This window comes from Shewanella sp. ALD9, assembly GCF_002836315.1.
In the GTDB taxonomy this organism is placed as follows: Bacteria; Pseudomonadota; Gammaproteobacteria; order Enterobacterales; family Shewanellaceae; genus Shewanella.
Window position 1 is genome coordinate 89957 of the sequence record NZ_PJCD01000002.1, and the last position, 26018, is coordinate 115974.

The 26018-nt window shown below is 41.1% G+C and carries 27 protein-coding genes; 9 read left to right on the forward strand and 18 right to left on the reverse strand.

Going from position 1 to position 26018, the window contains the following annotated elements:
- Positions 1–80: 80 nt before the first annotated feature.
- The 7 genes from CXF88_RS03885 to CXF88_RS03915 form a co-directional block, all read right to left on the reverse strand.
- Positions 81–1484, reverse strand: a complete 1404-nt coding sequence (locus tag CXF88_RS03885; protein WP_101085495.1) for an ATP-binding protein — start codon at positions 1482–1484, stop codon at positions 81–83.
- Between the two features lie 86 nt (positions 1485–1570).
- The gene (locus CXF88_RS03890; RefSeq protein ID WP_101085497.1) at positions 1571–2230 is read right to left on the reverse strand and encodes a response regulator transcription factor; all 660 of its coding nucleotides are present in this window, start codon (positions 2228–2230) and stop codon (positions 1571–1573) included.
- A 16-nt stretch (positions 2231–2246) separates the two neighbouring features.
- A complete protein-coding gene (locus tag CXF88_RS03895) occupies positions 2247–3143 on the reverse strand; it encodes an FAD:protein FMN transferase (RefSeq protein ID WP_101085499.1) in 897 nt (298 codons plus the stop codon).
- Positions 3144–3199: 56 nt separating this feature from the next.
- Positions 3200–4498 carry a DUF3570 domain-containing protein gene (locus CXF88_RS03900; RefSeq protein ID WP_101085501.1) on the reverse strand — a complete coding sequence of 433 codons (1299 nt, stop codon included), beginning with the start codon at positions 4496–4498 and terminating at the stop codon, positions 3200–3202.
- Positions 4489–4728, reverse strand: coding sequence for a DUF4266 domain-containing protein (locus CXF88_RS03905; protein ID WP_197708407.1), 240 nt, complete (start codon positions 4726–4728; stop codon positions 4489–4491). The genes CXF88_RS03900 and CXF88_RS03905 overlap by 10 nt, the downstream gene beginning before the upstream one ends.
- A 4-nt stretch (positions 4729–4732) precedes the next feature.
- On the reverse strand, positions 4733–5245 hold the full coding sequence (locus tag CXF88_RS03910) for a TlpA disulfide reductase family protein (RefSeq protein ID WP_242445093.1): 513 nt from the start codon (positions 5243–5245) through the stop codon (positions 4733–4735).
- A gap of 114 nt (positions 5246–5359) precedes the next feature.
- Entirely contained in the window at positions 5360–5926 is a 567-nt protein-coding gene (locus CXF88_RS03915) for a cytochrome b/b6 domain-containing protein (protein ID WP_101085505.1), read from the reverse strand.
- A gap of 136 nt (positions 5927–6062) precedes the next feature.
- Here CXF88_RS03915 and CXF88_RS03920 point away from each other — a divergent pair, with 136 nt between their 5' ends.
- Positions 6063–6464 carry a hypothetical protein gene (locus tag CXF88_RS03920; RefSeq protein WP_101085506.1) on the forward strand — a complete coding sequence of 134 codons (402 nt, stop codon included), beginning with the start codon at positions 6063–6065 and terminating at the stop codon, positions 6462–6464.
- Positions 6465–6480: 16 nt separating this feature from the next.
- On the opposite strand, the gene CXF88_RS03925 is transcribed toward CXF88_RS03920, so the two are convergent.
- The 9 genes from CXF88_RS03925 to CXF88_RS03965 form a co-directional block, all read right to left on the reverse strand.
- On the reverse strand, positions 6481–6690 hold the full coding sequence (locus CXF88_RS03925; protein WP_101085508.1) for a DUF3565 domain-containing protein: 210 nt from the start codon (positions 6688–6690) through the stop codon (positions 6481–6483).
- A 109-nt stretch (positions 6691–6799) separates the two neighbouring features.
- Positions 6800–8266 (reverse strand): ribosome biogenesis GTPase Der, encoded by a 1467-nt coding sequence (der, locus tag CXF88_RS03930; protein ID WP_101085510.1) that lies wholly within the window; start codon positions 8264–8266, stop codon positions 6800–6802.
- A gap of 103 nt (positions 8267–8369) precedes the next feature.
- Positions 8370–9605 carry an outer membrane protein assembly factor BamB gene (gene bamB / locus CXF88_RS03935; protein WP_101085512.1) on the reverse strand — a complete coding sequence of 412 codons (1236 nt, stop codon included), beginning with the start codon at positions 9603–9605 and terminating at the stop codon, positions 8370–8372.
- Between the two features lie 12 nt (positions 9606–9617).
- Positions 9618–10238, reverse strand: a complete 621-nt coding sequence (locus tag CXF88_RS03940; protein ID WP_101085514.1) for a tetratricopeptide repeat protein — start codon at positions 10236–10238, stop codon at positions 9618–9620.
- Positions 10239–10264: 26 nt separating this feature from the next.
- A complete protein-coding gene (gene hisS, locus CXF88_RS03945; RefSeq protein ID WP_101085516.1) occupies positions 10265–11539 on the reverse strand; it encodes a histidine--tRNA ligase in 1275 nt (424 codons plus the stop codon).
- A 95-nt stretch (positions 11540–11634) separates the two neighbouring features.
- Positions 11635–12750, reverse strand: a complete 1116-nt coding sequence (ispG, locus tag CXF88_RS03950) for a flavodoxin-dependent (E)-4-hydroxy-3-methylbut-2-enyl-diphosphate synthase (RefSeq protein ID WP_101085518.1) — start codon at positions 12748–12750, stop codon at positions 11635–11637.
- 31 nt (positions 12751–12781) lie between these two features.
- Complete coding sequence (locus CXF88_RS03955; RefSeq protein ID WP_101085520.1) at positions 12782–13759, reverse strand: RodZ domain-containing protein; 978 nt, start codon at positions 13757–13759, stop codon at positions 12782–12784.
- Entirely contained in the window at positions 13759–14544 is a 786-nt protein-coding gene (gene pilW, locus CXF88_RS03960) for a type IV pilus biogenesis/stability protein PilW (protein WP_101085522.1), read from the reverse strand. The genes CXF88_RS03955 and pilW overlap by 1 nt, the downstream gene beginning before the upstream one ends.
- Before the next feature lie 31 nt (positions 14545–14575).
- Complete coding sequence (locus tag CXF88_RS03965) at positions 14576–15697, reverse strand: bifunctional tRNA (adenosine(37)-C2)-methyltransferase TrmG/ribosomal RNA large subunit methyltransferase RlmN (RefSeq protein ID WP_011636587.1); 1122 nt, start codon at positions 15695–15697, stop codon at positions 14576–14578.
- 147 nt (positions 15698–15844) lie between these two features.
- Here CXF88_RS03965 and CXF88_RS03970 point away from each other — a divergent pair, with 147 nt between their 5' ends.
- The 4 genes from CXF88_RS03970 to CXF88_RS03985 all read left to right on the forward strand — a co-directional run bounded on the left by CXF88_RS03970 (position 15845) and on the right by CXF88_RS03985 (position 19908).
- Positions 15845–16894, forward strand: a complete 1050-nt coding sequence (locus CXF88_RS03970) for a hemolysin family protein (protein WP_162024297.1) — start codon at positions 15845–15847, stop codon at positions 16892–16894.
- Positions 16895–17115: 221 nt separating this feature from the next.
- Positions 17116–18852 (forward strand): bifunctional metallophosphatase/5'-nucleotidase, encoded by a 1737-nt coding sequence (locus CXF88_RS03975; RefSeq protein WP_101085525.1) that lies wholly within the window; start codon positions 17116–17118, stop codon positions 18850–18852.
- 174 nt (positions 18853–19026) lie between these two features.
- Complete coding sequence (locus CXF88_RS03980) at positions 19027–19329, forward strand: hypothetical protein (protein WP_059747853.1); 303 nt, start codon at positions 19027–19029, stop codon at positions 19327–19329.
- 57 nt (positions 19330–19386) lie between these two features.
- Positions 19387–19908: a GNAT family N-acetyltransferase gene (locus CXF88_RS03985; protein ID WP_101085527.1), complete on the forward strand. Its 522-nt coding sequence runs from the start codon at positions 19387–19389 to the stop codon at positions 19906–19908.
- Positions 19909–20143: 235 nt separating this feature from the next.
- Here the strand turns inward: CXF88_RS03985 and CXF88_RS03990 are convergent, their stop codons facing one another.
- On the reverse strand, positions 20144–20356 hold the full coding sequence (locus CXF88_RS03990; protein ID WP_041413444.1) for a DUF3820 family protein: 213 nt from the start codon (positions 20354–20356) through the stop codon (positions 20144–20146).
- A gap of 747 nt (positions 20357–21103) precedes the next feature.
- Between CXF88_RS03990 and CXF88_RS03995 the strand changes: the two genes are divergently transcribed.
- The 4 genes from CXF88_RS03995 to CXF88_RS04010 all read left to right on the forward strand — a co-directional run bounded on the left by CXF88_RS03995 (position 21104) and on the right by CXF88_RS04010 (position 24072).
- Entirely contained in the window at positions 21104–21850 is a 747-nt protein-coding gene (locus tag CXF88_RS03995; protein ID WP_101085529.1) for an AAA family ATPase, read from the forward strand.
- Complete coding sequence (locus tag CXF88_RS04000; RefSeq protein ID WP_101085531.1) at positions 21810–22232, forward strand: hypothetical protein; 423 nt, start codon at positions 21810–21812, stop codon at positions 22230–22232. The genes CXF88_RS03995 and CXF88_RS04000 overlap by 41 nt, the downstream gene beginning before the upstream one ends.
- A gap of 360 nt (positions 22233–22592) precedes the next feature.
- Positions 22593–23417 (forward strand): M90 family metallopeptidase, encoded by an 825-nt coding sequence (locus CXF88_RS04005; RefSeq protein ID WP_101085533.1) that lies wholly within the window; start codon positions 22593–22595, stop codon positions 23415–23417.
- A 49-nt stretch (positions 23418–23466) separates the two neighbouring features.
- Positions 23467–24072, forward strand: a complete 606-nt coding sequence (locus CXF88_RS04010; protein WP_101085535.1) for a nuclear transport factor 2 family protein — start codon at positions 23467–23469, stop codon at positions 24070–24072.
- Between the two features lie 67 nt (positions 24073–24139).
- On the opposite strand, the gene CXF88_RS04015 is transcribed toward CXF88_RS04010, so the two are convergent.
- Positions 24140–25648 carry an HDOD domain-containing protein gene (locus CXF88_RS04015; RefSeq protein ID WP_197708408.1) on the reverse strand — a complete coding sequence of 503 codons (1509 nt, stop codon included), beginning with the start codon at positions 25646–25648 and terminating at the stop codon, positions 24140–24142.
- Between the last annotated feature and the right edge of the window lie 370 nt (positions 25649–26018).

The following is a 26018-nucleotide window of genomic DNA, read 5'->3' on the forward strand; positions in this document are numbered from 1 at the left end:
ACAAAAAACAACATGAGTAGGTCTTGTCTCTCATGTTGTTTTTTGTCTATATAAAATCAATAAAATTGCCAGTATTCACGCTAAACCTGAGCATGGGGTAATACAATACAGACATTTAAGCCATGAGGTTCTACTTTGCTAAAAGTCAATTCACCATGATGTAAACTGATAATATGCTGACAAATTGATAAGCCTAAACCCGCACCATGTGAAGCGTTTTCATCAACACGATAAAAGCGGTTTTTGGCTAAGCTGATTTCCTCATCTGACATGCCCCGGCCTTGATCAAGCACATAAATTTTTGTCTGTTGCTCGTCCTGAGTAACCTTAATGGTTATTAAGGATTCTTTAGGACTGTATTTACAGGCATTTTCGATAATATTTTTCAGTACTAATTCGATGTAAAACGGATCGGCATTAATGTTCATATCTTTAGGAACAAAGATATACCACTCGTAATCGGCAATGACGTGTACTAGCTGATTTATCACATTCTCAATAATATCTTGTAGCTTACAATCGGTTTTATTTAACGCCTCTATAGCATCCACTCGTGATAACAACAACAGCTGCTCCACTGTATGGCTAATGCGGTTTACACCCTCGCCTATGGCTTCTATATATGGCAACGTTGCCTGCTGAATTTGTGGCATTTGGCTAGACAATACATCGCTTAAGCCATCGCTGTGTAACTTAATAATCGCTAATGGCGTTTTAAGTTCATGGGCGGCATCGGCACTAAAACGACGTTCACGGATCATCGTCTCGCTAATGCGCAGCAAGAAGCCGTTAAGGGCTTTTTGCGTTGATGCTAACTCCTTCGGTAAAGTGAAATTGATAGGGGTTAGGTCTTGGGCTGAGCGGTTATCTAAATGACGTTCTAATAACTTAACCGGTTTAAATAAGTAATAAGTTAACAACAACATGAAAAACATCATAATAGGAGTAATGATTAACGGCGAGCGCCAAGTGTTGCTGATAATTAATGACACGATCTCTCGTCGAACATCATCACGCTGTGCGGTTACAATCCATACCTGATGCGACGATGAGAAAAAGCTGTACACATGCCATAACTCATTATCGATGCTACGAGTGTCATAGCCTTGGATGAAATTGGTTAGTTGTTGCTCGCCAGAACTATCAGAATACGCGAGTAACTGCCCCGAGCTGGACAGTAATTGAAATGATAATTTATGCTCATAAGACAAGGTGACAGGATTAGATTGATCAGCAAAGGTTTCTATTTTTGAATCCGCAACATGGAACAAACTTGGCTGCTGGAGCAATTGTGCCAGTTGAGCTTCTGTTAAATGTTCGACATAAAACTGTTCCAACATTTTGGCGGTTTGCACCATCTGCGCATCAAACAATTCTTCGACTTCATGCATAGCATCACGCGTACTGAGTATGCTCGAAAAAGTTACCGTAAGAACAATCCCCACCAGCATAATCAAACTTAATAATAATCGTAACGAAAACATAATATCCTTATTGTATTAAGTGTAATTAAGTCGCTGTTTGGCTGCCCAGCATTTACTTCATCTACCCTATCTAACTCATAATAAAGCTATACCGTTTCAGTTAAAATATAGCCTATACCGCGCACGGTTTTGATCAGCTCAGTGGCCGTTTTTTTACGTAGATGATGAATATGCACTTCAATCGAGTTGCTGCCCACTTCATCCCAGCCATAAGTTAGCTGTTCAAGTTGATTACGGGTTAATACGCGACCTGCTGATTGAGCAAATTCGAGTAACAATTGATATTCACGGCGTGAAAGCGACACTAACACATCGCGAAAATGCACTTCACAACGGGCAAAGTCGATGTTGAGAGCACCATAGCTAAATTGGTTATTATCTAGGCCATGTTGGCGTCGAATAATAGCCTTAAGCCTAGCAATTAATTCCCTCACATCAAAAGGCTTACTTAAATAATCATCGGCACCAATATCTAAACACATTAAGCGGGTGTCAAAATCTGTATTTGCGGTCAACACAATAATAGGTAATGAGATACCATTTTTACGCCACTGTTTTAATAAGTCTGCACCATTGCCGTCGGGTAAACTTAAATCGAGAATAATGGCGCTAAAATCTTCATTTTCTAAGGCGATTTGGGCTTGATTATATGATGCTAAATGATCGACCTGAATACCTGATTTAGCTAAGCTCATTACGATGCCTTGTGCTAACAACTTATTATCTTCTACTAATAACACCCGCATTCAGTACCCTTATTCATTAACGAAACACCTTAAAATCGACACCTTGTTGCTGTAAAAAACCTTCAGCATCAGCTCCTTTTAGCATCGACATTGTGGCCAACATTCCTGCCATAACACAATTGGGCGCCAGCACAGTGACCGATAATGGCGCTTGCTCTACAGGGTAACCCTTTTTAGGATTAATAATATGCCCATAACGTTTACCGTCCACCTCTATATAGCGCCGAGTAGTACCACTAGTGGCTAACGCCCCCTGGCGAATGGTTAACAGTGCCGCAGCGTTATCAAGCTTATGAGGGTTTTCAATCCCCACCTGCCAGCCATCGCTTTTGGTGATCGGGCAAGCAATATCACCACCAAAGTTAACTAATACCGATTGCTTTGGCCAACGACTCGCTAATATTTGTGCAGTGCGATCCACCGCATATTCCTTACCGATACCGCCAAAGTCGACACTCATGTCTGCAGGCATACAGACGGTCTTGTCAGTCAATGCAATACGAGCAAAATCCACCTTAAGCAAAGCAGCATCAATATCCGTTTGTAACGGCACACGATGGTTACCATCAAAACGCCATAACGCCATTAATGGACAGGCACTGATATCAAATGCTGATTCACTTAATTGAAAACATTGTTGAGCAAATTGCAATAAATGCACTGTCTCGGCATCAATCGGGGTCGTTTCACCTTGGGCATGATTTAACTGCCACACCACGTTAGCTTCAATAAAACGGCTGAATTTATGTTCTATACGCTTTGCTTCGTCATAAGCAATAGTCAGCATTTGCCTCGCAATATACTCGTCATCAACTGCCATTAATAATTCACATGGGCTAGCCATAGCATTAAATGAACCTAAAAAGCCCCAAGGACGAGGCTGTAAGCTCATCACTTTTGGGGCTTTTGACATTGTTGTTAGTGGTTCAAGCAAGTTAAACTACTCTGTTTATTGATGATACATTCATCTTAAAACGAATAACTCACTTGAGCTACTATCGCTTTCACCGCTGGGAATAAATCGTAGTTTTGTAGCTGACCAGGTATCTCAGTACCATTATTTTCAGGATTTTGCTGATAATACTCAATACGATAACTTAATTCATGGCCACCCGATAAACGCTGGCCAAATTTAAGTCCTATGGTGTAAGCCGTCATATCACCAATGCGATAATCGGCGCTGGCATACTCAGGTATTGCATCGCCACTCATCAAGAATGGTTGATAAAACTCAGCGGCTTGCTGCTGGTAATAACGTAAGTGCAATTGTGCGTACATAGTTGGACTAAAATTATATCGGTAATGCGTTTCTAAAGTATGCGATTGAATATCCCAATCATCAGTACTATAGCGATATGAAAAATCGACTACGCCAGAATCCAGTGCACCTTTGGTGAGTAAAAACACACTGTGCTTAAGGCGTGAGTCTGGACGATTTTCGTAACGGTAAGCTTGTGTTTGACCGTTAACATCGACCTCACTAAGGATCTTATACGGGTCGGTCATGTAACCTGACACACTTGATAAACCATAGTTAGCTTGCATCAACCAATTACGATTAATAATCTGAGTCACACCAAACATAATATCACTGGTTTGTTTAGTATCATCACCCGCTAAACGCGTTTGATCAAAGGCTGCTTGATAATCGGCATCACTGGCATAATCGCCACGAAACACCATTTCTGACATTGCCACAGGACGACCGCCAACAGGGTCAACCACATCATTGGTAAATGCCCCCGATAACGACAATGTAGTGTTATTTTTATTAAAACTACGTTCAAGACCCGCGTTAATGCCCATCGAAAGATAATCAAACTCTTTTGAACCGTACACACCTACGTTACCGGTCCAATCTTGATTAAGCACTTCTTGCCAGTTAGCGCTAAGCTGAACCCGAGTATCATGAAAGGTATCATCTAGCGGTGTTTCGCCAGCACTGACAGTATATTGGCCATCACCTGACGGACGCGTGAAAGTTTGACTGTCACTTTGTGCCACTGCACCAGAAGCTGATGCACCGGTTAAACTGTCGACCACAATTTTAAGGTCCAATAACGAACTGTCACCAAAGGCTTTTTGTACATTACCAATCGCTTCTGCAGCTTGAACACGGTCTTGCTCGCCATAATACATAATGGCAGCATCGACCTTCCAATCATCATTGGCAGGAATCGGTTCTGCTGCACCGGCCTGTTGGCTTAATAAACTACAGCTTGCTAATGCCAACGCACTGGCAATACTTTGCTTAGATGTTAGTTGCATCCACAACCTCCGCCCGCTAATGAGCGACCACCACTAGTACCTTCTTTACTAAAATAAATATGGTCATCTAACGCGAGATCAAGTTTTTCGCTGTTCAACGCCATATCAGCACGAGCTAATTGATCTTTTTCCCAAGGTTGTACACCTAAGTTCGAACAGCCAACCAAACTACTGACAATGGCTAATGCCACCACAGCTTTGGCAAAGGGTTGATAAAATACTTTTGTCATCAATTTACTCCTGTAACAACATTTGGATTTCTTGTTCATAGGCGGGAATGTTTTCGGTAAAAAAACCCATGTGAGTTTGCACTAACTCACCTTTACGATTGAACAAAAAGCTACTTGGCATACCTTGTAATTCAAAGGCTTGGGCAATATCACCTTCAGGGTCAAAACGAAGATTAAATTTTGCCGGCAGTTTGCTCAAAAACTCATGGGCTAATGCGGTATCAACATCAAGGTTAATTGCGACTACCTCTAAACCTTGTTGTTGATATTTAGCCTGGATGGCATTCATCCACGGAAATGATTTACGGCATGGAGCACACCAAGACGCCCAAAAATCAACATAAACCACTTTGCCAGCAAATTGTTGCAGACTGACACTTGCGCCTTGTTGATCTAACACATCATGTTCTAATGACGGAGCAGCTTGAGCTTGGGCATTAACACCTAACCCTATCGCTAAACTTAACGCTATAAACTTAATGTTACGAAAATGACAAAATAACCCAATTGACATCATATTTTCACCTAATAAACATATTGCAAACAACATAGTCCACCAATCTTAAGATTCACTTAAGCATTGTAAAGATATCGTAAAGACAATTTATGCCATTAAAAAAAGAAAATAACATTAGCCTCCAATCATTTTCGACACGATGCCTTTATCGTTACCAGACTCGGCCACTAAAATCCCTGCTAAATGTAAACTTATAAAAGGGATGAAATACCACAGTGCCAACTTATGAATTGTTTCAGCCTGTTCTTCTATTGCCTCAGGACCAAACTTGAGTAACAAACCTGTTATTACAGAGAACGCTATGCCAGCATAAAATACCCAATACACCCATGCCTGAAACTTTTGCTTTGTCGTAGCTTGGCGCGAAAAAGGCGACGGATAATGCAGACCAAATTTAGCCATATAAACAAACCGAGCAAAAACAAATACGCCCACCGCATAGCCAAAATAAATATGCCACTGGAACATAACGCCACGAATACTTTTAGCAATGCTCACCGCTTGTTTATCGGTAATAATGACATCTAATTTCGCTAAGCCTTGGTGAATTATGGCGGCCATATGGTTTTTTTCCATCCACCCAAGCCTTAGTAATACGGTTAATAACATCACCATCATGGTCAATGCCAACCCCCAATGAATAAGACGATGGAATAATGGATAAGTTGTCTGTGTTTGCATATAAACCTCGGTAGGATTGCGATGATGGGGCCATTATCACGCCGGAATCTTAACAATCACTTATGGATAACAATAATCGAAAAAGAATCTAAAACATGACACTATGGCGATAAAATAACTTTGAACGAACTCACAGATGACTCATTTTCTGCACAATACCTGTCAAATGGCGTTATTCCTTGCAGGTTTAGGAACTTCATTGGGCGGACTTTATACTTTATTCCCACAGTGGGCTGTTGAAAACCTTAACCAGTTAGCCTATCACTCCAGTGACACAATATTTATTCAGCATTGGGGATTTATGGTATTAATGGTTGGATGCAGTTTTTTTATTGCAATGTTCCGTTCAGCTTGGATAAAACCGCTGTTTTGCATTGCGCTCATTGAAAAGCTGTTTTTTGTTAGCTTGGTATTGAGTCATGCCAATCAAGATTTTGTCGATGGTTTTTGGTTATCAATGGTAATGGACAGCATGATATGTACTTACATTGCCGCGTATTTATGGTGGTGTCGAGCCACTGGTGATTTAACGTATTAAGATAGGTAAACTCAATTTAACCGAGACTATCTGGCGGTGCCGCGACATCGCATTTTTTACAAATAAGGATCATTCCTAATTGCTGTTGCCGACCTTCTACTGTCATTACCCAAGGGCGAACAGTCCAAGGTGGATTATGGCGTACATGTTGAAAATGGCCGCAACCTAATTCTGCCACCCAATGATGTTCTTCATCCAAATGATAACCGGTAATTTTTTGCTGCATCCTAGTTCACCCAATCTTTAATACCAATTCTAATAGACGGTAAACACCTACAAAAAAGCCTGAACAAGTCAGGCTTTTTGAGTAATAAGTAACTTAAATAACAACGAGGTTACTTAGTACGATCGCGAATGTGGCTCATTGCACGCTTACGACGACGCTCTTGACCCACGGTCAACTTCTCAGTTCTACCTTCAAACGGGTTAGAACCTTCATGGAAACGTAACTGAATTGGCGTACCGACTACTTTTAATGAACGACGGAAATAGTTCATCATATAGCGCTTATACGAATCAGGTAGTTTCTTAACTTGGTTACCATGAATAACCACGATTGGTGGATTATAACCGCCAGCGTGAGCATATTTAAGCTTCACACGACGACCATTCACCAATGGTGGTTGGTGATCATCTTGCGACATTTGCATAACGCGCGTTAGCATTGATGTACTTACGCGACGTGTCGCACTGTCGTAGGCTTCTTCAATTGACTCATATAAATGACCAACGCCAGTGCCATGTAATGCCGAAATAAAGTGAATACGAGCAAAATCGATAAAGCCTAAACGGCGATCAAGTTCGCTTTTAACACGGTCTTTGACTTTTTGATCAATACCGTCCCACTTGTTTATCGCAATCACCAATGCACGGCCTGCGTTTAAGGTAAAACCTAATAAACCAAGATCTTGCTCTGCAATACCTTCGCGTGCATCGATAACTAATAATACTACGTTAGCATCTTCAACCGCTTTCAAGGTTTTAATTACCGAGAATTTCTCGATAACTTCATTTACTTTACTGCGACGTCGAACACCAGCAGTATCAATTAACACGTACTCTCTACCTTCGCGTGACATTGGAATGTAAATACTGTCACGAGTGGTACCTGGCTCGTCATAAACGACGACACGTTCTTCGCCGAGGATACGGTTAATCAGTGTTGATTTACCCACGTTAGGCTTACCAATAATGGCGAGCTTAATCGGTAAGTTTTGTAGGCGTTCTTGTTCTGCTTCCGCTTCTTCTTCAGTATATTCACGTTCAACTTGCTCGCCTTCTTCGTCGAGTTCGCGAACAATACCCATAGCTTCGGCATAAGGCGTTAGTGCGTAGTCAATCATGTTGGTTACACCACGACCTTGCGCGGCAGCCATTTGATAGACTTCACCTAAACCTAGAGACCAAAATTCACCACAAGCTGAATCGGCATCAATACCATCAACTTTGTTGGCAACCACAAAAGTGACTTTATCACGGCTACGTAAATGCTGAGCAATCGCTAAATCGGCAGCGGTCATACCAGCACGAGCATCGGTCATAAATAATACGACGTCAGCTTCTTCAATCGCGGCCAATGACTGTTCAGCCATTTTGGTTTCGATCCCTTCTTCGCTGCCATCAATACCGCCAGTATCAACAACGATAAACTCGTAGCCAGCTAAAAATGCACGGCCGTACTTACGGTCACGTGTTAAACCTGGGAAATCAGCGACTAACGCATCACGAGTACGAGTAAGACGGTTAAATAATGTCGATTTGCCGACATTCGGTCGCCCTACAAGGGCCACTACAGGGATCATGATTTTGCCTCTAAAAAACTTTTCAATAAAAAGCCCCCGGAACGCTTCCAGGGGCTCTAGTAAGGACATTATACCTTAATTAACGCAAAAATAGTGCTATGACTTATTCCGCATCAGTTTCAGTATCTTCCTCAACATTCATTTGCTCTTCTTTGTTCAACGTAACAATCGCGACTTTGCCGCTACGGCCTTGAACATAGATTTTGTCACCCACCACTAAAGGTTGGGCATATAATCCATCACTATCAACTTGAACTCGGCCAACTATATCGCCGCTGTTACGGTCAATAAAATGCAAGTAACCTTCAAAGTCACCGACAACAATATAATTATCAATTACTGCAGGGGCTGTTAACTCACGGTTTTTAAGGACTGAAGTGCTCCATAACTCTAAACCATTACGGCGATCGACAGAGTAAATACGGCTATGATCATCGACCAAATACAGGCTAATACCTGCAGCGGCTAAATCATTAAAGCTTGAATATTTACGCGACCAAACTACGCGACCGCTACGAAGTTCCATAGAGACTAAGTTACCATTGTAACTAGCAACATACAGATTTTCGCCCAGTATTAATGGCGTCATATCAATATCAGCCATCCGGGTAAACTCATTTGCACCGGTTGGACTAAAAACGGCTTGTTCCCAAGCTGCTTGGCCATTACTTTTAACGACAACTGCGACTTTACCGTCAGCTGTTCCCAAAAAGAAACCGCCCGCTTCATACGCAGCAGAACCTGTACCTCTTAAGGTAAGATTTGGCAGTTGCATTTCATAGGTCCATAACTTTTTACCATTATCGATATCAAATGCTTCAAATGCGCCTTTACTGGTATTTACCGCGACAACATCTTCTGCCACTGTTGGTGCCGATAATAACTCGCCATTTGCTTGCGCAGACCACACAACGTCACCCGTTGCTTCGTCAAGCGCAACCAATAAACCGGTTTCGCCACCAACAAACACTTTATTACGTGCAGCGGTAACACCTGCAGCTAAAAGAATACCCTTGGTTTTGGTTTCAAGCTTATCTTCAAAGACATCATTGAAGTCTTTTTTCCAAAGCTCATCACCGGTTGTTTCATCAAAGGCAACCACAATACCGCTACGATCGGCAACAAACACCTTGCCGTAACGAACGGTAGGACGAAGTTGAGAGTAATAATCCCCTACACCGTCGCCGACACTGGTATCCCAAGTAATCTCAGGAAACACGGTTGCTTGTATATCAACTAATTCACTCACTGGCTCTTCTTCAACATCACTTGAAGAACAAGCAGACATAAGAGCAACACTTAACCCAACGGCAAGTAGATTTTTACACCACGACTTCATCGGCTAAATTCCTTATGCCTTGTTTAGATTGTCTAATTTCATGGTCAGCGCTGGACTGGCTAACGCGCCACCATTATCCACTGCTGCTTGATAAGCTGATTTGGCTTTATCCAAATCACCTTGACGCACTAAAAAGTCGCCTTTCAATTCTTCACGTTGTGAAGCAAATGCTTTATCTGTCACTTGATCTAACGTCGCTAACGCCATGCCTATATTGTTTTGTTCTGCTTGAATACGTGCTAAACGAATCATCGCTACCATACCCAAACCAGAACCTGGTTGGGCAGCAATTATCTTAGTAAATGAAGCTTCAGCTTTAGCTAAATCACCCGCTTCAACCGCTGACTTTGCTACCATTAATTCAAGCAATGCTTGATAACCTTGCTGATCATGTTCTGATGCAAAGCTTTCTGCCTGAACCAATAACGCAGCAGGGTTAGCCGACTGTGTCACGATAGACTGAAACGACTCTGAAGCTTCTTCAGCCGCCGTCACTTTCATGTCTGAATATTCGTTCCAACCATATAGACCGCCAAGGCCTACTACGGCACCCACAATAATTGAGGTACCATAATCTTTCCAGAACTGCTTGATAGCATCTACTTGTTGTTCTTCTGTGCTATAAATTTCCACTTGCACTTCCCCTTTAAAATCTGTTCTTAAATCAGTTCTGCAATTTTAGCTACGAGTTCACTACGCGTAACCAATTGTTGTTCATCGTTTGTTCTTAGCGGTTTAATAGCGACTTGGCTATTAGCCATTTCGTTTTCACCAATAATTAACGCAAACTGAGCACCACTTTTATCGGCACGTTTCATTTGCTTTTTAAAGTTGCCACCACCGCAATGGCTCATGACTTTAAGTGTTGGTAACTGTTGACGCAACTCTTGAGCCACTTTAATGGCTTCAACGACGCAATTTTCACCCATTGCAGTGACATAAACGTCAACTTCTGGGGCAATATCACTGGTTAACTCAAGTGTTTCAAGCAATAGTACAATACGCTCAAGGCCCATTGCAAAACCAACAGCTGGGGTATCTTTACCACCAAGTTGGCCGACTAAGCCGTCATAGCGCCCACCCGCCAATACTGTACCTTGAGAGCCCAGGCTAGTGGTAACCCATTCAAATACAGTGCGGTTATAATAATCTAAACCACGGACTAAACGCGGATTAATGGTGTATTGGATACCAACAGCGTCTAAGAGTTCACATAAAGTTGAAAAATGTGTCTTGGTCTCTTCACCAAGATAGTCCATCAATGCGGGAGCATCAGCTAAAAGAGCCTGCACTTGCTGATCTTTACTGTCTAGCACTCGCAATGGATTGGAATACATGCGACGTTGACTATCTTCATCTAACTTGTCTTTGTGCTGCTCTAAGAATGCAATTAAGGCATCACGGTAAGCTGCACGTTCAGCCGGATCGCCTAAAGTATTAAGCTCAAGTGCCACGTGTTCTTTAATGCCTAACAAGTCCCATAAACGGGCAGATAACATTAATACTTCAGCATCAATATCGGCGCTAGCAATGCCGTAAACTTCAACGCCAAACTGGTGGAATTGACGGTAACGACCTTTTTGCGGGCGCTCATGACGAAACATGGGTCCCATATACCATAAACGTTGTTCTTGATTGTAAAGCAGACCATGTTCGTTACCCGCACGCACTGTTGAGGCTGTGCCTTCAGGGCGTAAGGTTAAGCTGTCACTGTTACGATCTTCAAAGGTGTACATTTCCTTTTCAACAATATCGGTCACTTCACCAATAGAGCGTTTAAAAAGATCGGTACTTTCTACAATAGGTGTACGAATTTCACTGTAACCAAATGCACTAACTGATGAGCGCAATACAGCTTCGATTTTTTGCCATAAAGGACTTTGAGTAGGCAGAATATCATTCATTCCACGAATAGCTTGGATTTGCTTTGCCACTGTTAACGTGTCCACTTCTTGATTAGCTTGCGCTAATAAAATGTAAATATACCCTCAACATCGACAACTCTTGGTTGCCATGCACAGGATTAAGATTATTCAGTTTTATCGATTATCGCGATGCGATTAGCCATCATGCTGGCTTTAGCGCGGATTTTTGCTTCTAAACCATCGACAATATTTTTATTGTCAAAGCGCTCTTTTTGACGCACTCCGTCATCATAATAACCGCTCTTAGCATGGCCGCCAGTTAAGCCGATATCAGCCACTAACGCTTCGCCTGGACCGTTGACTACGCAACCAATAATAGACACATCCATTGCAGTGGTGATGTCCTCAAGACGACGTTCGAGTTCATTGACGGTACTAATCACATCAAACTCTTGGCGCGAACAAGAAGGACAAGCAATAAAGTTAATGCCACGGCTACGAATACGTAGCGACTTTAAAATATCAAAACCAACTTTAATTTCTTCAACCGGATCGGCCGCTAACGAAATACGTAAAGTATCACCAATGCCTTCAGCTAATAACATGCCTAAACCGACAGCTGATTTAACTGAACCCGCACGCATCCCACCGGCTTCGGTAATACCTAAATGTAACGGTTGACGAATTTGTTTAGCCAGCAGACGGTATGATGCGACAGCTAGGAATACATCTGACGCTTTAACGCTGACTTTAAATTGATCGAAATTCAAACGGTCCAAAATATCCACATGACGCATCGCTGATTCAAATAATGCTTCAGGCGTTGGTTCACGATATTTGTCCATTAAGTCTTTTTCAAGCGAGCCACCATTCACTCCGATACGGATGGGAATGTTTTTATCGCGGGCGCACTCAACCACACTGCGAATGCGTTCTTCATTGCCGATATTACCTGGGTTAATACGCAGGCAATCTGCACCGTATTCGGCCACTTTAAGCGCGATACGATAATCGAAATGAATATCGGCCACTAATGGCACATTGACAGACTGTTTGATAATTTTAAAGGCTTCAGCATCATCCATTGTCGGTACTGAAATACGTACAATATCAGCGCCCACTTTTTCTAATGCTAGAATTTGCGCCACGGTGGCCGCAACATCGGTAGTTTTAGTATTCGTCATCGATTGAACAGCAATCGGTGCACCATCACCAATAGGGACATTGCCCACATAGATACGTGTTGATGGTCTGCGAATAATTGGGGATTCGTTATACATGCAAATATGCTCTACTGCTGTTGCTAAAGCATTATGACGCTTTAGGCAGGGTTAATCTTGCAACTCGACCGTTGGCAAACTCAGCTAAACTGACATTATTGCCATCGAGGCTGATGCTGGCTACTTGAGGAGCACCCAGAATCACTTTAAAAGGTTTTATTCCACGAACTTCAATTCGTTGTGCCGAATTCTTCACGCCATCAACCATCACTTTGCCGTTTGCATCAGTCACGTTAACCCAGCAATCACCGGTAAGCTCAATGGTTAACACACTTTCGCCACTGGCTAAACTGGTGTCGGTTGTTGATGAAGATTCAGTACTAGCAGTTGTAACGCTGCTGCTAGCCGCTAATTGTTGTGCAGTACTGGCTGCATCTTGTGCCGTTTGAATCAGCTTATCTTCGGCTTCTATTGCTGCCTTGTTAGCCGAATCTGTTGCACTATCATTGCCTTCGTTACCTACATCATTAGCAGTAGATTGCACTGAGCCACTTCGAATGATCTGTTGCGGTTCAGGCATGTTGCTTTCAGCAGCAATCTCTTCAACGGTAGGCTGCGATAAATCAACATTGGTTAGTAACGATGATTTCTGTACCCACCACAACACTAACATGGCAATCAATACGGCAACGATAAGATAAGTCACTAAATTAAGACGACTATTACGAGCTTGATGAGTCGTTTTACGTGAAAAACTTTGCATTGCAGGCGCAACAATTTCAGGCAACTGATGGCTTAAGCATTGTTGAATTTGGTTAATGTCAGCACTCACAACACGGGCATAATTTTTAATATAACCTCTAACATATGTGGTGGAGGCAATATTAACAAAAATGTCATTTTCAAGATCATTGATAATCTTGGGACGTAAATGCAATTGGGTTGCTACGGTCTCAATTGAGAGTCCCTTTGCTTCGCGAGCCGCTTTTAAAATGGCGCCAGCAGTAACAACATCCTTTAACAATGACGTTTCTTCTACGTCTTGTTCTACTTCGAATTCTTTAGTCATTAATTCAAGTTAGCTCTATAATTTTTGGCTTGTGGAGATGCAGGAAACTTGGCAATAAGTAAAATGCCAAATCGTTTTACGGCTTCTATATCATTCGCCGCCCGCTCAATCTTAATCCCTAAGGCTAAACTTTCTGCTGATTCGCTAGCAACTCGATGGTATCTTGCGAGTTGTTCGCGCGCATTGCCGTAGTCAGCATCTTCCATGGCTAACTCGGTTAATTCTAATAACGTTACTTTACGTCTTTGATCATACTTTAACGCCATATTAAAATACTGTCGCGCTTTTTCTTTATCACCGGCTTTACGGCTGCATACGCCTAAGTTTTCATAACTCGATGCGGTACGGGTATATTTAGGTGTTTCAATCGCCGCAAGAAACATTTTCTCAGACTCAACAAAATTATTTTGCTGACACAAAAACACCCCAAAGTTATTCCGTGCATCACCAGTAACATCACTCAAGCTAATGGCTTTTTTATATGACTCTTCTGTTCGCTCTATATCACCAACTGTTTGATAATAATAAGCCATTGCCATATGAACTTCACTGATATTCGGTGCATATTCAACAGCTTTATTTAAATTGTACTTGGCTTGTTCACTATTTCCACGATTTAGATAAGTTAACCCAAGTTGCATTCGTTCTCTAGCGGCCCCCTGCTTATCAAACCGACGCTCTGCTACAGGGGTATCAGTACCACTGTAAGTACGCTCAGTAACACAAGCAGTGACGGACAAAGCCACTAAAGTAATCAGAACAACCTTTTGCATTCCGTGCTTCATTTATAAGCCTATTATCTATGCAAACAACGAGTTATTCCATTGTGACTGAAATCTGATTCTGTTGCATTTGTTTTTTTGCTAAACGCTTTGTTCTATCACGAATATCGCCAGCTAGTTGGCCACAAGCAGCATCAATATCATCACCACGAGTTTTACGAACAATCACTGTTAGGCCGTGTTCCATCAACACTTTAGAAAAACGATCTATGCGTGAGTTAGAAGAACGACCGTAAGGAGAACCAGGGTATGGGTTAAACGGAATTAAGTTAATCTTACATGGAGTATCTTTCATTAGAATTGCAAGTTCATGCGCTTGGTCTGTGCTGTCATTAATATGATCAAGCATGACATATTCAACCGTCACGCGGCCGCGATTTGCATTAGACTTTTCTAAATAACGACGAATACCCGCTAAAAATTCTTGTAATGGATATTTTTTATTAACTGGAACCAACACATCGCGCAGTTCATCATTTGGTGCGTGAATACTTACCGCTAATGCGACATCAATGGCGTCACCTAATTTATCAAGTGCAGGTACTACACCAGAGGTTGATAACGTCACTCGACGTTTAGATAAACTAAAGCCAAAATCATCCAGCATAATATCCATCGCAGGGATCACGTTAGCAAGGTTCAGCAAAGGCTCACCCATCCCCATCATCACTACGTTAGAAATTGGTCGATCGCCAGTGTCTTTATGGAAACCTAAAAATTGCGATACACGCCAAACTTGGCCAATAATTTCAGATACCGTTAAATTACGGTTAAAACCTTGTTGGCCCGTTGAGCAAAAGGTACATTCTAAAGCGCAGCCGACTTGTGACGATACACACAAGGTCGCGCGGTCTTCTTCAGGAATATATACGGTTTCAACTTCTTGGCCTTGGCCAACATTGATAGCAAATTTAATAGTGCCATCATTCGACTTTTGAAAACTCGCAATTTCAGGCGCAACAATTTCACACTTCGCGGCAAGTTTGGTACGCAACACTTTGTTTATGTTGTTCATTTCTTCAAAGTCAGTAACACCAAAGTGATAAACCCACTTCATTAACTGATCGGCACGAAACGGTTTTTCGCCCATCTCACTGAACAACGCCCGTAGTCCTTTACGATCAAGATCTAATAAATTGATTTTCTTTACACTCATTCGCCTAACCTCAAAACACCAAAACCTGTAACAGGGCGGCGAATTATACAGTTAGCATCACGTTTTAGCCAGTATATCTGCATCTAGTGATATGTTAGTATTACTGTAGGCTATATGGCCTTCTACGAGGAAGTTTTTACTCACACTATGTTAACCCTTTTACTAATTGTTTCTTTTGCTATTTTGATTTCCTTTTTGTGTAGTATTTTTGAAGCAGTTCTCTTATCTGTCACTCCAAGTTATATCGCAACCCTAAAAGAAACTAACCCCTTTATTGCTGCGCAGCTCGATAAGCAAAAGCAAAATATTGACTCTCCTTTAGTGTCTATCCTAACGCTAAATACCATCTCACATACCATGGGTGCTTCTATTGCAGGCGCACAGGCGGCTATTGTGTTTGGTAGTCAAATGCTTGGGGTATTCTCAGCTGTTCTAACTTTTTTAATTTTGTTCCTCTCAGAAATCATCCCTAAAACATTAGGGGCTAATCATTGGCGTAAATTGGCGCCATCGGTATCGGTATGCCTATTCTGGATGGAAAAAATGACCATGCCTTTAATTTGGATGTCTCAAAAAGTCACCAATCTGTTAGGCAAAGGTAATAACGGTCAATACATTCGTCAAGAGCTCGGCGCGATGAGTAAAATGGGTAAAGACAGTGGTGAGTTAAGTGAACAAGAATCACAAATTTTAACCCAAATGTTATCGATGAAAGACATGCACGTCAGCGACATCATGACCCCCAGAACGGTAATATTTAAATTATCGACTCACATCACTCATGCGCAATTTATCGACCAATATTTGTCGAGCCCGTTTACTCGTTTTCCGATTTACCAAGGTGACCGAGATAATGTGATTGGTTATGTCAATCGTAATGACATTATCCTTCAGTCTCGCCAAGCACCAGATACCGAAATTGGTACTCATTTAAAAACGTTACTTGTAGTCCCCTCTTCCGTAAGAGTATTGCCACTGTTTCAATTAATGATAAAACGTAATGCTAAAATGGCATTAGTGGTTGATGAATATGGCTCAAGTGAAGGGATAGTGACAATTGAAGATATCATCGAAACCTTAATTGGTTTAGAAATCGTTGATTCAAAGGATTTAGCTCCCAACATGCAAGCTCTGGCACGTAAGCTGTGGCAACGACGAATCAAGAATAAAGGTTTAGTTATATACGATGATAATTAACTTGGTTAATTAAGCCACTTGCGCACGGATACATAATCAAAAAATCAATTATTAACATTCTGTTGGTCGCATTTTTTAATACAAACTGTATTGGCTATATCCAGCCAACTAGTACCATCATTTCCGTTGTTTGAGCTGCAATATAAAGATCACAACAACGCGCAGTGATGACATGTTTAGCTAAATTAGTATAAGATGGTGACATTATATTGAGGAAAAAAATGTCACATATTTATCGTTTATCTATAGCTCATATTAATGACACTCATTCTAACTTCGAACCTAGTCCAGTCCAGTTTAGCCTGACAGCCCAGCAACGCACTTATACACTTGAAGGCCATTCAGGTGGCTATGCGCGTTTAGGTTACCAAATTGAACAAACAAGGCAGCAAGCCGCAGCCGAGCAAACTCCATTTCTATTTTTACATGGCGGCGATAGCTTTCAGGGCACTTTATATTTTAGAGAGTTTCAAGGTGCCGCCAATGCACACCTTCTTAACTTACTCAAACCTGATGCCATGGTGTTGGGTAATCACGAAATCGATGCAGGTAATAGCCCTGTGCAGGCCTTTTTAAACCGTATCGACTTTCCGGTATTAGCCGGAAATATGGATTTAAGCGCAGAAGATAGGCAGAAAACAGGTCGATTATACGGCCACCCGATGTTGTACGACTTTGATGACAGTACCGGGACAGCAAAAGTATTGATAAAGCCATTTCACGATATCCAAATGGCTATTATTGGTATTACCTTAGATCAAATGCATTTAATTGCTAGGCCGGATCCCGATACCCACTTTGTTAATGCTATCGACACTACCCGTAAAACAGTTCAAAAACTGAAACAGCAAGGCATTAACCATATTATTGTACTAAGCCACCTAGGTTTAGACCAAGACCAAGAACTTGCTGCCTGTGTCGACGGCATAAGTCTAATTGTCGGCGGACATTCTCATACTCTCCAAGGTAATATGAGCAACATTGGCTTAAGTGATATTCCTTACGCAGAAACCATAAACTCAACGCCTATTTTGCATGCCGGAAAATATGCAGAAACGCTGGGTATTGCCCAAATCAATTTTGATTCAAATGGCAAAGTAACCGAACTTATCGGTAATAACTATTTTATGCTTGATGACAATATTCATGTCAGCACCAAAGACGGACAGCCTGCCGATAGTGCTATTGCCGCAGATTTAATCGAGCAGTTGTTCAATCACCCAAGCATAAAAGACGCTAAGCATGATGATGCTATTCATCAGGTGATTCACAGCCAATACCGCCCATCATTAGATGCGCTAGAAAACCAAATACTGGCTCATATACCTCGAAACTTTGTCCACACTAGGTTGCCCAGCAAACAGCTGCCTCATGGCAGTGAAATAGCCCCTTGGGTGAGTCGTAGCATGTATAAAGCGGCTAAATACATTGAGCCAAATATCGATTTTGCACTCCATAATGCGGGAGGTGTAAGGCAATCACTCAATAAAGGGCAATTATCACTTGCCGATGTTATTGGCCGCATTTTGCCATTCGAATTACCCCTAACCTTGTATCAAATTATGGGTAAACATATTATTGAAGCTTTAGAATCGTCCATCAATAGCGCTACCAATAATGGTATTGTCGGCACAGGTGCGGGCAGTTTCCCCTACCCCTATGGATTACGCTACTTCTATGATGGTAAGCGAGTTAAAGGCCAGCGGATCACTCAAATTGATATCTACAAGCAGGATCAATGGCAAACTCTTGAATCTAATAAGTTGTATATTGGCGTATCAAGTTCTTATACCGCAGCGGGTAAGGAAGGTTATGATGCGTTATTGCATGCCCACTGGCAGCAACCGATGAGCAATCAAACGCTGCCAGAAGCCTTTATCGATTTTGTTAGTCAACATGGCCATCTCATTACGGGACAACTATTTACAAATGTACATTACATTAGCCATCGCGATTAAACGGCAACTTCATATATTTAGAAGACAATACCTAAAAGAAACCACCTAACAGCAGATAGAAGACAATAATTCGCGGTAGATCACAGACCATAATGAGCAGAGATGGTTAAATAGTTCAAAGGTTGAATTAATATCCTCATTAATTATCATTTTTGGCAAAATAGGAATACATACATGAAAGCTAAATTAATTGCATTTGCTGCCGCTGCCACTTTGGCTATGGGTGTTTCTTCTGTATGGGCACAAGGTGCTTTGCATCAAGGCGAAGTACTCGACACCATGAATGGTGGCGGTTATACCTACGTTCAACTAAAAGAAGCTGACAAAACATATTGGGCTGCGGGTCCGCAAACTGAAGTGGCTAAAGGCGATAAGGTAGAAGTGTCTGAACAAATGTGGATGAGCGACTTTAAAAGCTCAAGCCTAAACAGAACCTTTGATAAAATCATGTTTGTTGGCAATATTAATAAAAAATAGTACGTTTTATCGTAAAAAACTTACATAATTGGCCAATCTTATCGATTGGTCTTTTTTATGAAAAACTCAATAAATCAACCTCATCAAATCGTTGATTTTTCTGCATCCTATGCAACTCAAATAAGTGAATTATACCATACGGCTGTACAAGGCATTATTCATCCAAGATACCCGACCTTAAAACTCAATGCGTGGTCATCAGCACCCCGTTCGGCCAAATTTTGGCAACTACGATACAAACGAAATAAAGCCTGGTTAGCACTTGATAACCAAAAGGTCATTGGTTTTATTAGTCTAGAAACTCATTTTAAACACCAGGGGTATATTGACTGCTTATACGTTCACCCCGACTATCAGCAGCAAGGCATCGCCCGCGCACTCTATAAACACTTACAACATTGGGCTCTTCAGCAACCATATCCTTATCTCAGTGTTGATGCGTCATACTTATCTAAACCGTTGTTTGAAGCTATGGGATTTGTTTTGCAACAAACAAGCTATCAACAAAAGTGTGGCCAAACGTTTACCGGCTTTTACATGAAAAAACGGTTAATAGACTCGCTACTAGGGCGGGCTTAGTCCTGCGAGAACGCTATAAAAGCGATAAAAAACGATAACGAGCGTTACAAGCCTAGGTGCTAGGACGCTTCGCGGCTAGATTCTATAACAGCGGTAGAGCTAGGACGATAACGAGCGAACGCTTTGACCGCTTTATTTAACAGCGTAGCGATCTAGCAGGACGCAGTCCGCGCTAGCCTCTAGGCTGTTACGTTCGTCATCGCTTGTTACCAGCTTCATCGCTTACTACCTAGCTTCACCGCTTTAACAAAGGTTGAAGCATTTCTTCCAATCCGTTGAGCTTCACTTCATACATTAATGCTAGTTGCTCACCAAGTTTGCCTTCAGGAAAACCTTTAGAGTGAAACCAAACCAAATAAGGTTCTGGTAACTGCAGTAATTTACGACCAGCATATTTACCAAATGGCATGGTTTGATTAATCGCTTCTAACAATTGCTGCTCATTCATCACTTATGGCTCCACGCCTTTGTTTATCGATTAGGTTAATGTAATACCGATTACATTAACTATTTTATCAGTTCAAAGCCTTTATCAAAACTGCTTTAAGTTAAGCAAAGTGAACTGACAATGCACGCGATTGACATTACGGGCCATCAAAAAAGTACAACGAGTGAAATGCACAATGATTGATACTGGGTTAATTAATGAGAGGTTAGCGGCTCATTAATCAACCAACCCTGAGTAAACTCATGCTGAATGAATCGTCGCCTCTATTCAAACTCACCCCAGGCTCAGTTCAAAAGCGATTGTAACTGACTATATCGGACAATAATAAGACCACTGGTTAGCGTAAAATAACCGATTGAATCAAATTTAAGCTTAAAATAACTCGTTTTGCTGCATCCCTAAAATATATCAATTAGCTATATCAAAATAGATTTATAGTCATTTAATGCATATAAAACACGTATTCATATTTTATATGCATTGAAAACACCTCATAAAACAACAATGTTATTTGCACATAACAGCTGCAAGTCATTATTAAATTTAACCTTTCACTAACATTGGCGGATGCAAACCTTTGCTGTCAATTTTCTGCCTTTATGGTCAAAACAGTCAAATAACCGCCTCGAAGACATTAATAAAAAACCGTCAAAAATCAGCTAATTGACTAAATCTATAACCATTATTACAGTGTAGTATCAATTACATTTAACGGTGTAAGTTAGTTATATTGAGAGGGCAACATCCATGATCATATTAGTTGGTGGTGAAAAAGGGGGGAGTGGTAAAAGCTGCCTTGCGCAAAATATTGCAGTCTTCCTAACCAATGAAGTTCAAGCCAGCGTGATTATGGTCGACTGCGATCCGCAAAGAACCACATCAGACTGGATCCAAGCTCGGAACAACAACCCAAAACTGCCGGCCATTAACTGCGTGCAACTGTATGGCAAAATTCGTAATGACTTGCTCAGCTTAGAGCAACATTATGACTATGTTATTGTCGATTGTGGTGGCCAAGATAATCTAGCGCTTAGAGCAACCATGTCAGTTGCATCCTATGTATTAATGCCATTGCGCCCAAAACGACGAGATTTAAAAACCGTCAGCCATATGGACGATATCGTCTCAACTTGTTTGATGATAAACCCAAAAATGAAAGCATCATTTGTGATCACTCAATGCCCAAGTTTACCGAACCAGGCAAGCAGAATTACTGAAGCAAAAGATGTCTGTCGTACTTATGACATTAATGTATTAGATGCCGTTAACTACAGCCGCAATATTTACGACGACAGTGAAGAATCTGGCTTATCAGTATTTGAGTTAGAACCCCAAGGTAAAGCTGCAGAAGAAATGCGCAATATTGCCTGTGAATTACTCGACATTACTGATGCAAAGCAACTCATTGAACAGCGCAATACTGCATCGAACGTGACCACGATGAGAGGAAATTATGGGACTAGCCGATCTCAAGAAAAACGCTTCGTTATGTAAAAGCACCAATAACATTGCAGTATCAATTGATGACTTTATTGCAGCAGCCGATTTATATGCTGCTGGCCAAGACCGCCCTCAACATGAGGAAAAGCAAACGCTAATGACAAGCGATGCAGGTAAGCAAAACAATATAATCGATTTTTTACAACGAAAATATCCACAGCATGTAGAGCCAATAAAATCGGTCAATAAAAGTAAACAGCAACCTTTTAGACGTTGTACCTATACCTTAAGTGAAACGGCAATAAGCCAGCTCGCATTACTCAGTCAGCAAGGAGGAATAGCAAAATCAAAACTTATCAGGCAGTTGATTTCACAATATTTTAGTCTATCTCCACAACAACAAAAACGGTTAGATGTTAGCTTTACAGACCAATAGTTAATTTTGCAGACAAATAGTTAATTGAACATAAATTTAACCAAACACAACGACGACCACTTTATCCCCGCCCTTTCACTGGCAGTAAATATGAGACTAATATTTGCTAGCCAGTGCTTTTATTTAACCAAAATCCCAACCTACACGTTAAGCAAACTACGTTATCACTTATGTCTCCCATTGCTATTTAGTTTTTCCTAAAGCTTGAATTTGCTAACAAACTGCCCCATTAAATACTCATGGAATTAAACAGCGACTAGCGAATGAAATAAATGAGCCATGCTAAAAATTGCAAGCTCAGATAATACATAAGCTTAAGATAACAATCTTAACGCCCTCTTCGACTACCAGGACACTTCTATGATCGCGATTGTAATATTACTCGTTATATCAATAACAGCTGTGGCATGGATTGTCAGTAGCCAATGGCGCCTCAACCGTCAACGTAGCATTGTCGCCAGCAAACCATTTCCCACTCAATGGCGTCATATATTAAAAAAGCGTTTTCCTTATTTCAAAGCCATGCCGACGGATTTGCAACTTCAACTCAAAAAGCATATTCAGATATTTATTGATGAGAAACAATTTATCGGTTGTGACGGATTCGAAATCAATGACGAAGTAAAAGTGACGATTGCAGCCCAAGCGTGTTTATTATTACTCAACCGTAAAACTGACTATTACCCAAAACTTAAACAAATCTTAGTCTATCCAAGCGCGTTTATCGTTGAGAAAAACCGCACGGATCTCGCAGGGGTACAATCAAGCCAACGCAATGTGTTGCTGGGAGAGTCTTGGGAATATGGCAAAGTCGTATTGTCATGGAACAGCACTATAGAAGGCGCTGCCGATCAGTTTGATGGTAGCAATGTTGTTATACACGAATTCGCTCACCAGCTTGATCAAGAAGATGGAACAGCTAATGGTGCACCACCACTGCGCGATATCACTTCATATCGCTCATGGTCTAGCACATTGGGGCAAGAATTTAAGCAACTTCAGTATTGCGCTCAACACCATATCCCGTCATTATTTAACTATTACGGCGCGACCAACCCGGCGGAGTTTTTTGCGGTGATAAGTGAAACGTTTTTTGAACGACCCGTGGAGTTTTACCAACAGCATCAACAATTGTATAAAGAATTGAGCCAGTTTTATCAACTAGATCCAATAAATTGGCATTAAAAAAGTATTAAAACACATAATAATAATTTACTAGGTTAACAGGAATACTATGCAATCAATCATTCACCGACTCGGTTTTATTGCCGTGTTAATGACGACAGTGGCAGCCTTCGATTTACATGCAAGTGAAGCCGAAGAATCAACACTTGAACAGAGCCAAACTGAGCCTAAAAACAAACAAGTTAGTCAGCAAGTGAGCTCCGAAAGTGAAGCTGTTATAAAAGACATTAGCCAAAAAAATGAGTTAATTGATAGCCAAGGCTTATCAGAAAAAGACAACCAAGAAGTCAGCGCCTTGTTAAATTTATTACATGAAAGTGCAGCTGCTGCTGACTGGACCACTTATTTTAGTCTTTATCATCCACAAGCGGTGTTTATTGGTACCGATGATTCAGAGCGTTGGAATATGGTTGAATTTGAGCATTATGCCAAACCCACTAAAGGCTGGCGTTACGATTTAAAGTCACGTCACTTGTTACAAATTGACGATACCATTGTATTTGACGAGCAGCTCTATAGCCCGGCGTATGGTATCAGCCGGGGTACAGGTGCGTTGGTACAAACTTCTGAAGGATGGAAGATAGCGCAATATCATTTGAGTTTTCCAATTCCAAACGATAAAGCCAAACGTATTACCAGCTTAATTATGCAATAATCACAAAATGATAGAAAAAAGGAGATGCCCAATAGGCATCTCCTTATTATTTGTTCAGTCAACTATATTAACTCATCGACACGGCAAAACACACGTTCGCTAACTGGCAGAAATGAGTAAAACTGTCATTATCTTGCGATTCAAAATGACGAGCAGTGCAATGCCTATCAGCATAAAATAATCCAAGTACTTTATTACCAATGGCTAATGGCGCAATCAAAAAACCAAATATCGAAAATTTTTCCACGAGTGCATAATCAATTTGTACTTTGCAACCTTGCGAAGAAGGCGCATTAACCCAAATACTGCGCTTTTGTTCAATACATTGACTAAAGACAGACTTTCTATCATCAAGGTCAATAACAAAAGCCTGCCGAAGCATATCAACACCGTCGCCCATCATTATTCGAGGTTGTAACAACTTTCGGCTTGGCGATAAAAGTAAAACACCACAACGGTCGACTCCTACTCCGGTTAAAATACCTTCTAATGTAGTCCGCATAATTTGATTGAAATCGGTTTTCTCTACTGCATATTGAGTAAGTTGACGTAGTTTATTCAATTGATAACTTTGGTCCACACGACGTATTTCTAATACTACATCTAACTCAGGCTCGTCTGCAGTTGCATCTTGTGGGCTCAAGTCTAATACAGCACTTTTATGAATCAATATCTTACTGGAGTTAGCAATATAGGGGATTAAAACCTTAGCGCCATAGGCCGCCGCTAATTTATGAGTCGCTTCACTGCAAGACACAATTCTTTGGGTCATTTCCTTTGGGCTAATATCTAGCATCTCCGCAATTTGTTTAATTCGCTTTTGCAGTTCAACTTGATTTACATTTGATTTTGAGAGAATTTCAGATAATTTATCTGCCAAAAAAATACAACGAATTTCAGGCATACGGTCATCAGGTTGGGCTAAAGATTTTTGTAATACTTCTCCTAAACCCCAACTACTCGCAATACCCTGTGTAAGTTGAACAAAAGAGGTTCCTAGTTCTGCTCTTATTACAAAACTCCGTTCCACTTTGTCATCAATCGCCGCTAACTTACGATCTAATGTTTCAGTAGTCTCTCCGCCCATGCTCCAGAAAGCACTTTCCCCAATCCGGTAAAGCAAAGAAGCAATAAAGACTTCTTCACGTAATGATTCCCCTCTATCATTCATCATCATTCGCGCCAACATAGCCGATTGAAACGACTGGGCCATTAGCTTTAATAAGCGAATATAAACACCTTCGGACAAGTGCTTGTTTTCTAATAAGCTGGTTAATAATTTGGCGGTGAGACAAATATTTCGAATAGTATCAAACCCGAGTACCACTGCAGCTCGGCTAACAGTAGAAACCTGATTAATGCCTTTATTATAAATAGCACTGTTCGCAACACGTAAAATTCGTGAGGTTAACGCATTATCATGCATCACACTGCGACCTAGCAACGCCAATGAAGACACATCATCTTTGGCCAGTTTCTCTAAGTCACGAACCGTTGAACACAACGCAGGCATTTCTTGCTCACTAATTCGTTTAGTCCAGTAATCAGCGCCTTTTTGTTGATTTGAAGCTTTCAAAAAATTAACCCATATTTAATAGATATTAAAATGAGTATACTCATTTTAGAACAAGTGTAATCCTTTGATTGCCTTTTATTGTACGCATGTCTAAATAATCAACGGACTGCTATATTTAGTGTATAAACTATGTACGGCTAATGTGTAAGTTTGAGGCCAAATAAAAAAAACGGCTCACAAGAGCCGCAATCACAATAGTGTGGTTGGAAAAAACTTACGGGTAGGAAGTATCCAAACAATCAGGTTTAACAACTAAGCATTCGCTTATAAACCATCATATGAGGATAAAAATCCCGTACGACCTGTAGGTGAGCCGCACGGGGTTACAACAGTCACAAAGTGACCAAACTTGTAAAACGGTTGGGACTAA

Excerpts from the sequence above, each read along its gene's own strand:
- CXF88_RS04000 (WP_101085531.1), top strand. The coding sequence starts at position 21,810 with ATGGGACTAGCCGATCTCAAGAAAAACGCTTCGTTATGTAAAAGCACC.
- CXF88_RS03990 (WP_041413444.1), bottom strand. The coding sequence starts at position 20,356 with ATGAATGAGCAGCAATTGTTAGAAGCGATTAATCAAACCATGCCATTT.
- CXF88_RS03905 (WP_197708407.1), bottom strand. The coding sequence starts at position 4,728 with ATGACAAAAGTATTTTATCAACCCTTTGCCAAAGCTGTGGTGGCATTA.
- der (WP_101085510.1), bottom strand. The coding sequence starts at position 8,266 with ATGATCCCTGTAGTGGCCCTTGTAGGGCGACCGAATGTCGGCAAATCG.
- CXF88_RS03955 (WP_101085520.1), bottom strand. The coding sequence starts at position 13,759 with ATGACTAAAGAATTCGAAGTAGAACAAGACGTAGAAGAAACGTCATTG.
- bamB (WP_101085512.1), bottom strand. The coding sequence starts at position 9,605 with ATGAAGTCGTGGTGTAAAAATCTACTTGCCGTTGGGTTAAGTGTTGCT.
- CXF88_RS03920 (WP_101085506.1), top strand. The coding sequence starts at position 6,063 with ATGACTCATTTTCTGCACAATACCTGTCAAATGGCGTTATTCCTTGCA.
- CXF88_RS03925 (WP_101085508.1), bottom strand. The coding sequence starts at position 6,690 with ATGCAGCAAAAAATTACCGGTTATCATTTGGATGAAGAACATCATTGG.
- CXF88_RS03890 (WP_101085497.1), bottom strand. The coding sequence starts at position 2,230 with ATGCGGGTGTTATTAGTAGAAGATAATAAGTTGTTAGCACAAGGCATC.
- CXF88_RS03915 (WP_101085505.1), bottom strand. The coding sequence starts at position 5,926 with ATGCAAACACAGACAACTTATCCATTATTCCATCGTCTTATTCATTGG.
- CXF88_RS03895 (WP_101085499.1), bottom strand. The coding sequence starts at position 3,143 with ATGTCAAAAGCCCCAAAAGTGATGAGCTTACAGCCTCGTCCTTGGGGC.
- CXF88_RS03885 (WP_101085495.1), bottom strand. The coding sequence starts at position 1,484 with ATGTTTTCGTTACGATTATTATTAAGTTTGATTATGCTGGTGGGGATT.
- CXF88_RS03910 (WP_242445093.1), bottom strand. The coding sequence starts at position 5,245 with ATGATGTCAATTGGGTTATTTTGTCATTTTCGTAACATTAAGTTTATA.
- CXF88_RS03965 (WP_011636587.1), bottom strand. The coding sequence starts at position 15,697 with ATGAGTGTAAAGAAAATCAATTTATTAGATCTTGATCGTAAAGGACTA.
- CXF88_RS03995 (WP_101085529.1), top strand. The coding sequence starts at position 21,104 with ATGATCATATTAGTTGGTGGTGAAAAAGGGGGGAGTGGTAAAAGCTGC.
- CXF88_RS03980 (WP_059747853.1), top strand. The coding sequence starts at position 19,027 with ATGAAAGCTAAATTAATTGCATTTGCTGCCGCTGCCACTTTGGCTATG.
- CXF88_RS04010 (WP_101085535.1), top strand. The coding sequence starts at position 23,467 with ATGCAATCAATCATTCACCGACTCGGTTTTATTGCCGTGTTAATGACG.
- CXF88_RS03970 (WP_162024297.1), top strand. The coding sequence starts at position 15,845 with ATGTTAACCCTTTTACTAATTGTTTCTTTTGCTATTTTGATTTCCTTT.
- pilW (WP_101085522.1), bottom strand. The coding sequence starts at position 14,544 with ATGAAGCACGGAATGCAAAAGGTTGTTCTGATTACTTTAGTGGCTTTG.
- CXF88_RS03985 (WP_101085527.1), top strand. The coding sequence starts at position 19,387 with ATGAAAAACTCAATAAATCAACCTCATCAAATCGTTGATTTTTCTGCA.
- ispG (WP_101085518.1), bottom strand. The coding sequence starts at position 12,750 with ATGTATAACGAATCCCCAATTATTCGCAGACCATCAACACGTATCTAT.
- CXF88_RS03900 (WP_101085501.1), bottom strand. The coding sequence starts at position 4,498 with ATGCAACTAACATCTAAGCAAAGTATTGCCAGTGCGTTGGCATTAGCA.
- CXF88_RS03975 (WP_101085525.1), top strand. The coding sequence starts at position 17,116 with ATGTCACATATTTATCGTTTATCTATAGCTCATATTAATGACACTCAT.
- CXF88_RS04005 (WP_101085533.1), top strand. The coding sequence starts at position 22,593 with ATGATCGCGATTGTAATATTACTCGTTATATCAATAACAGCTGTGGCA.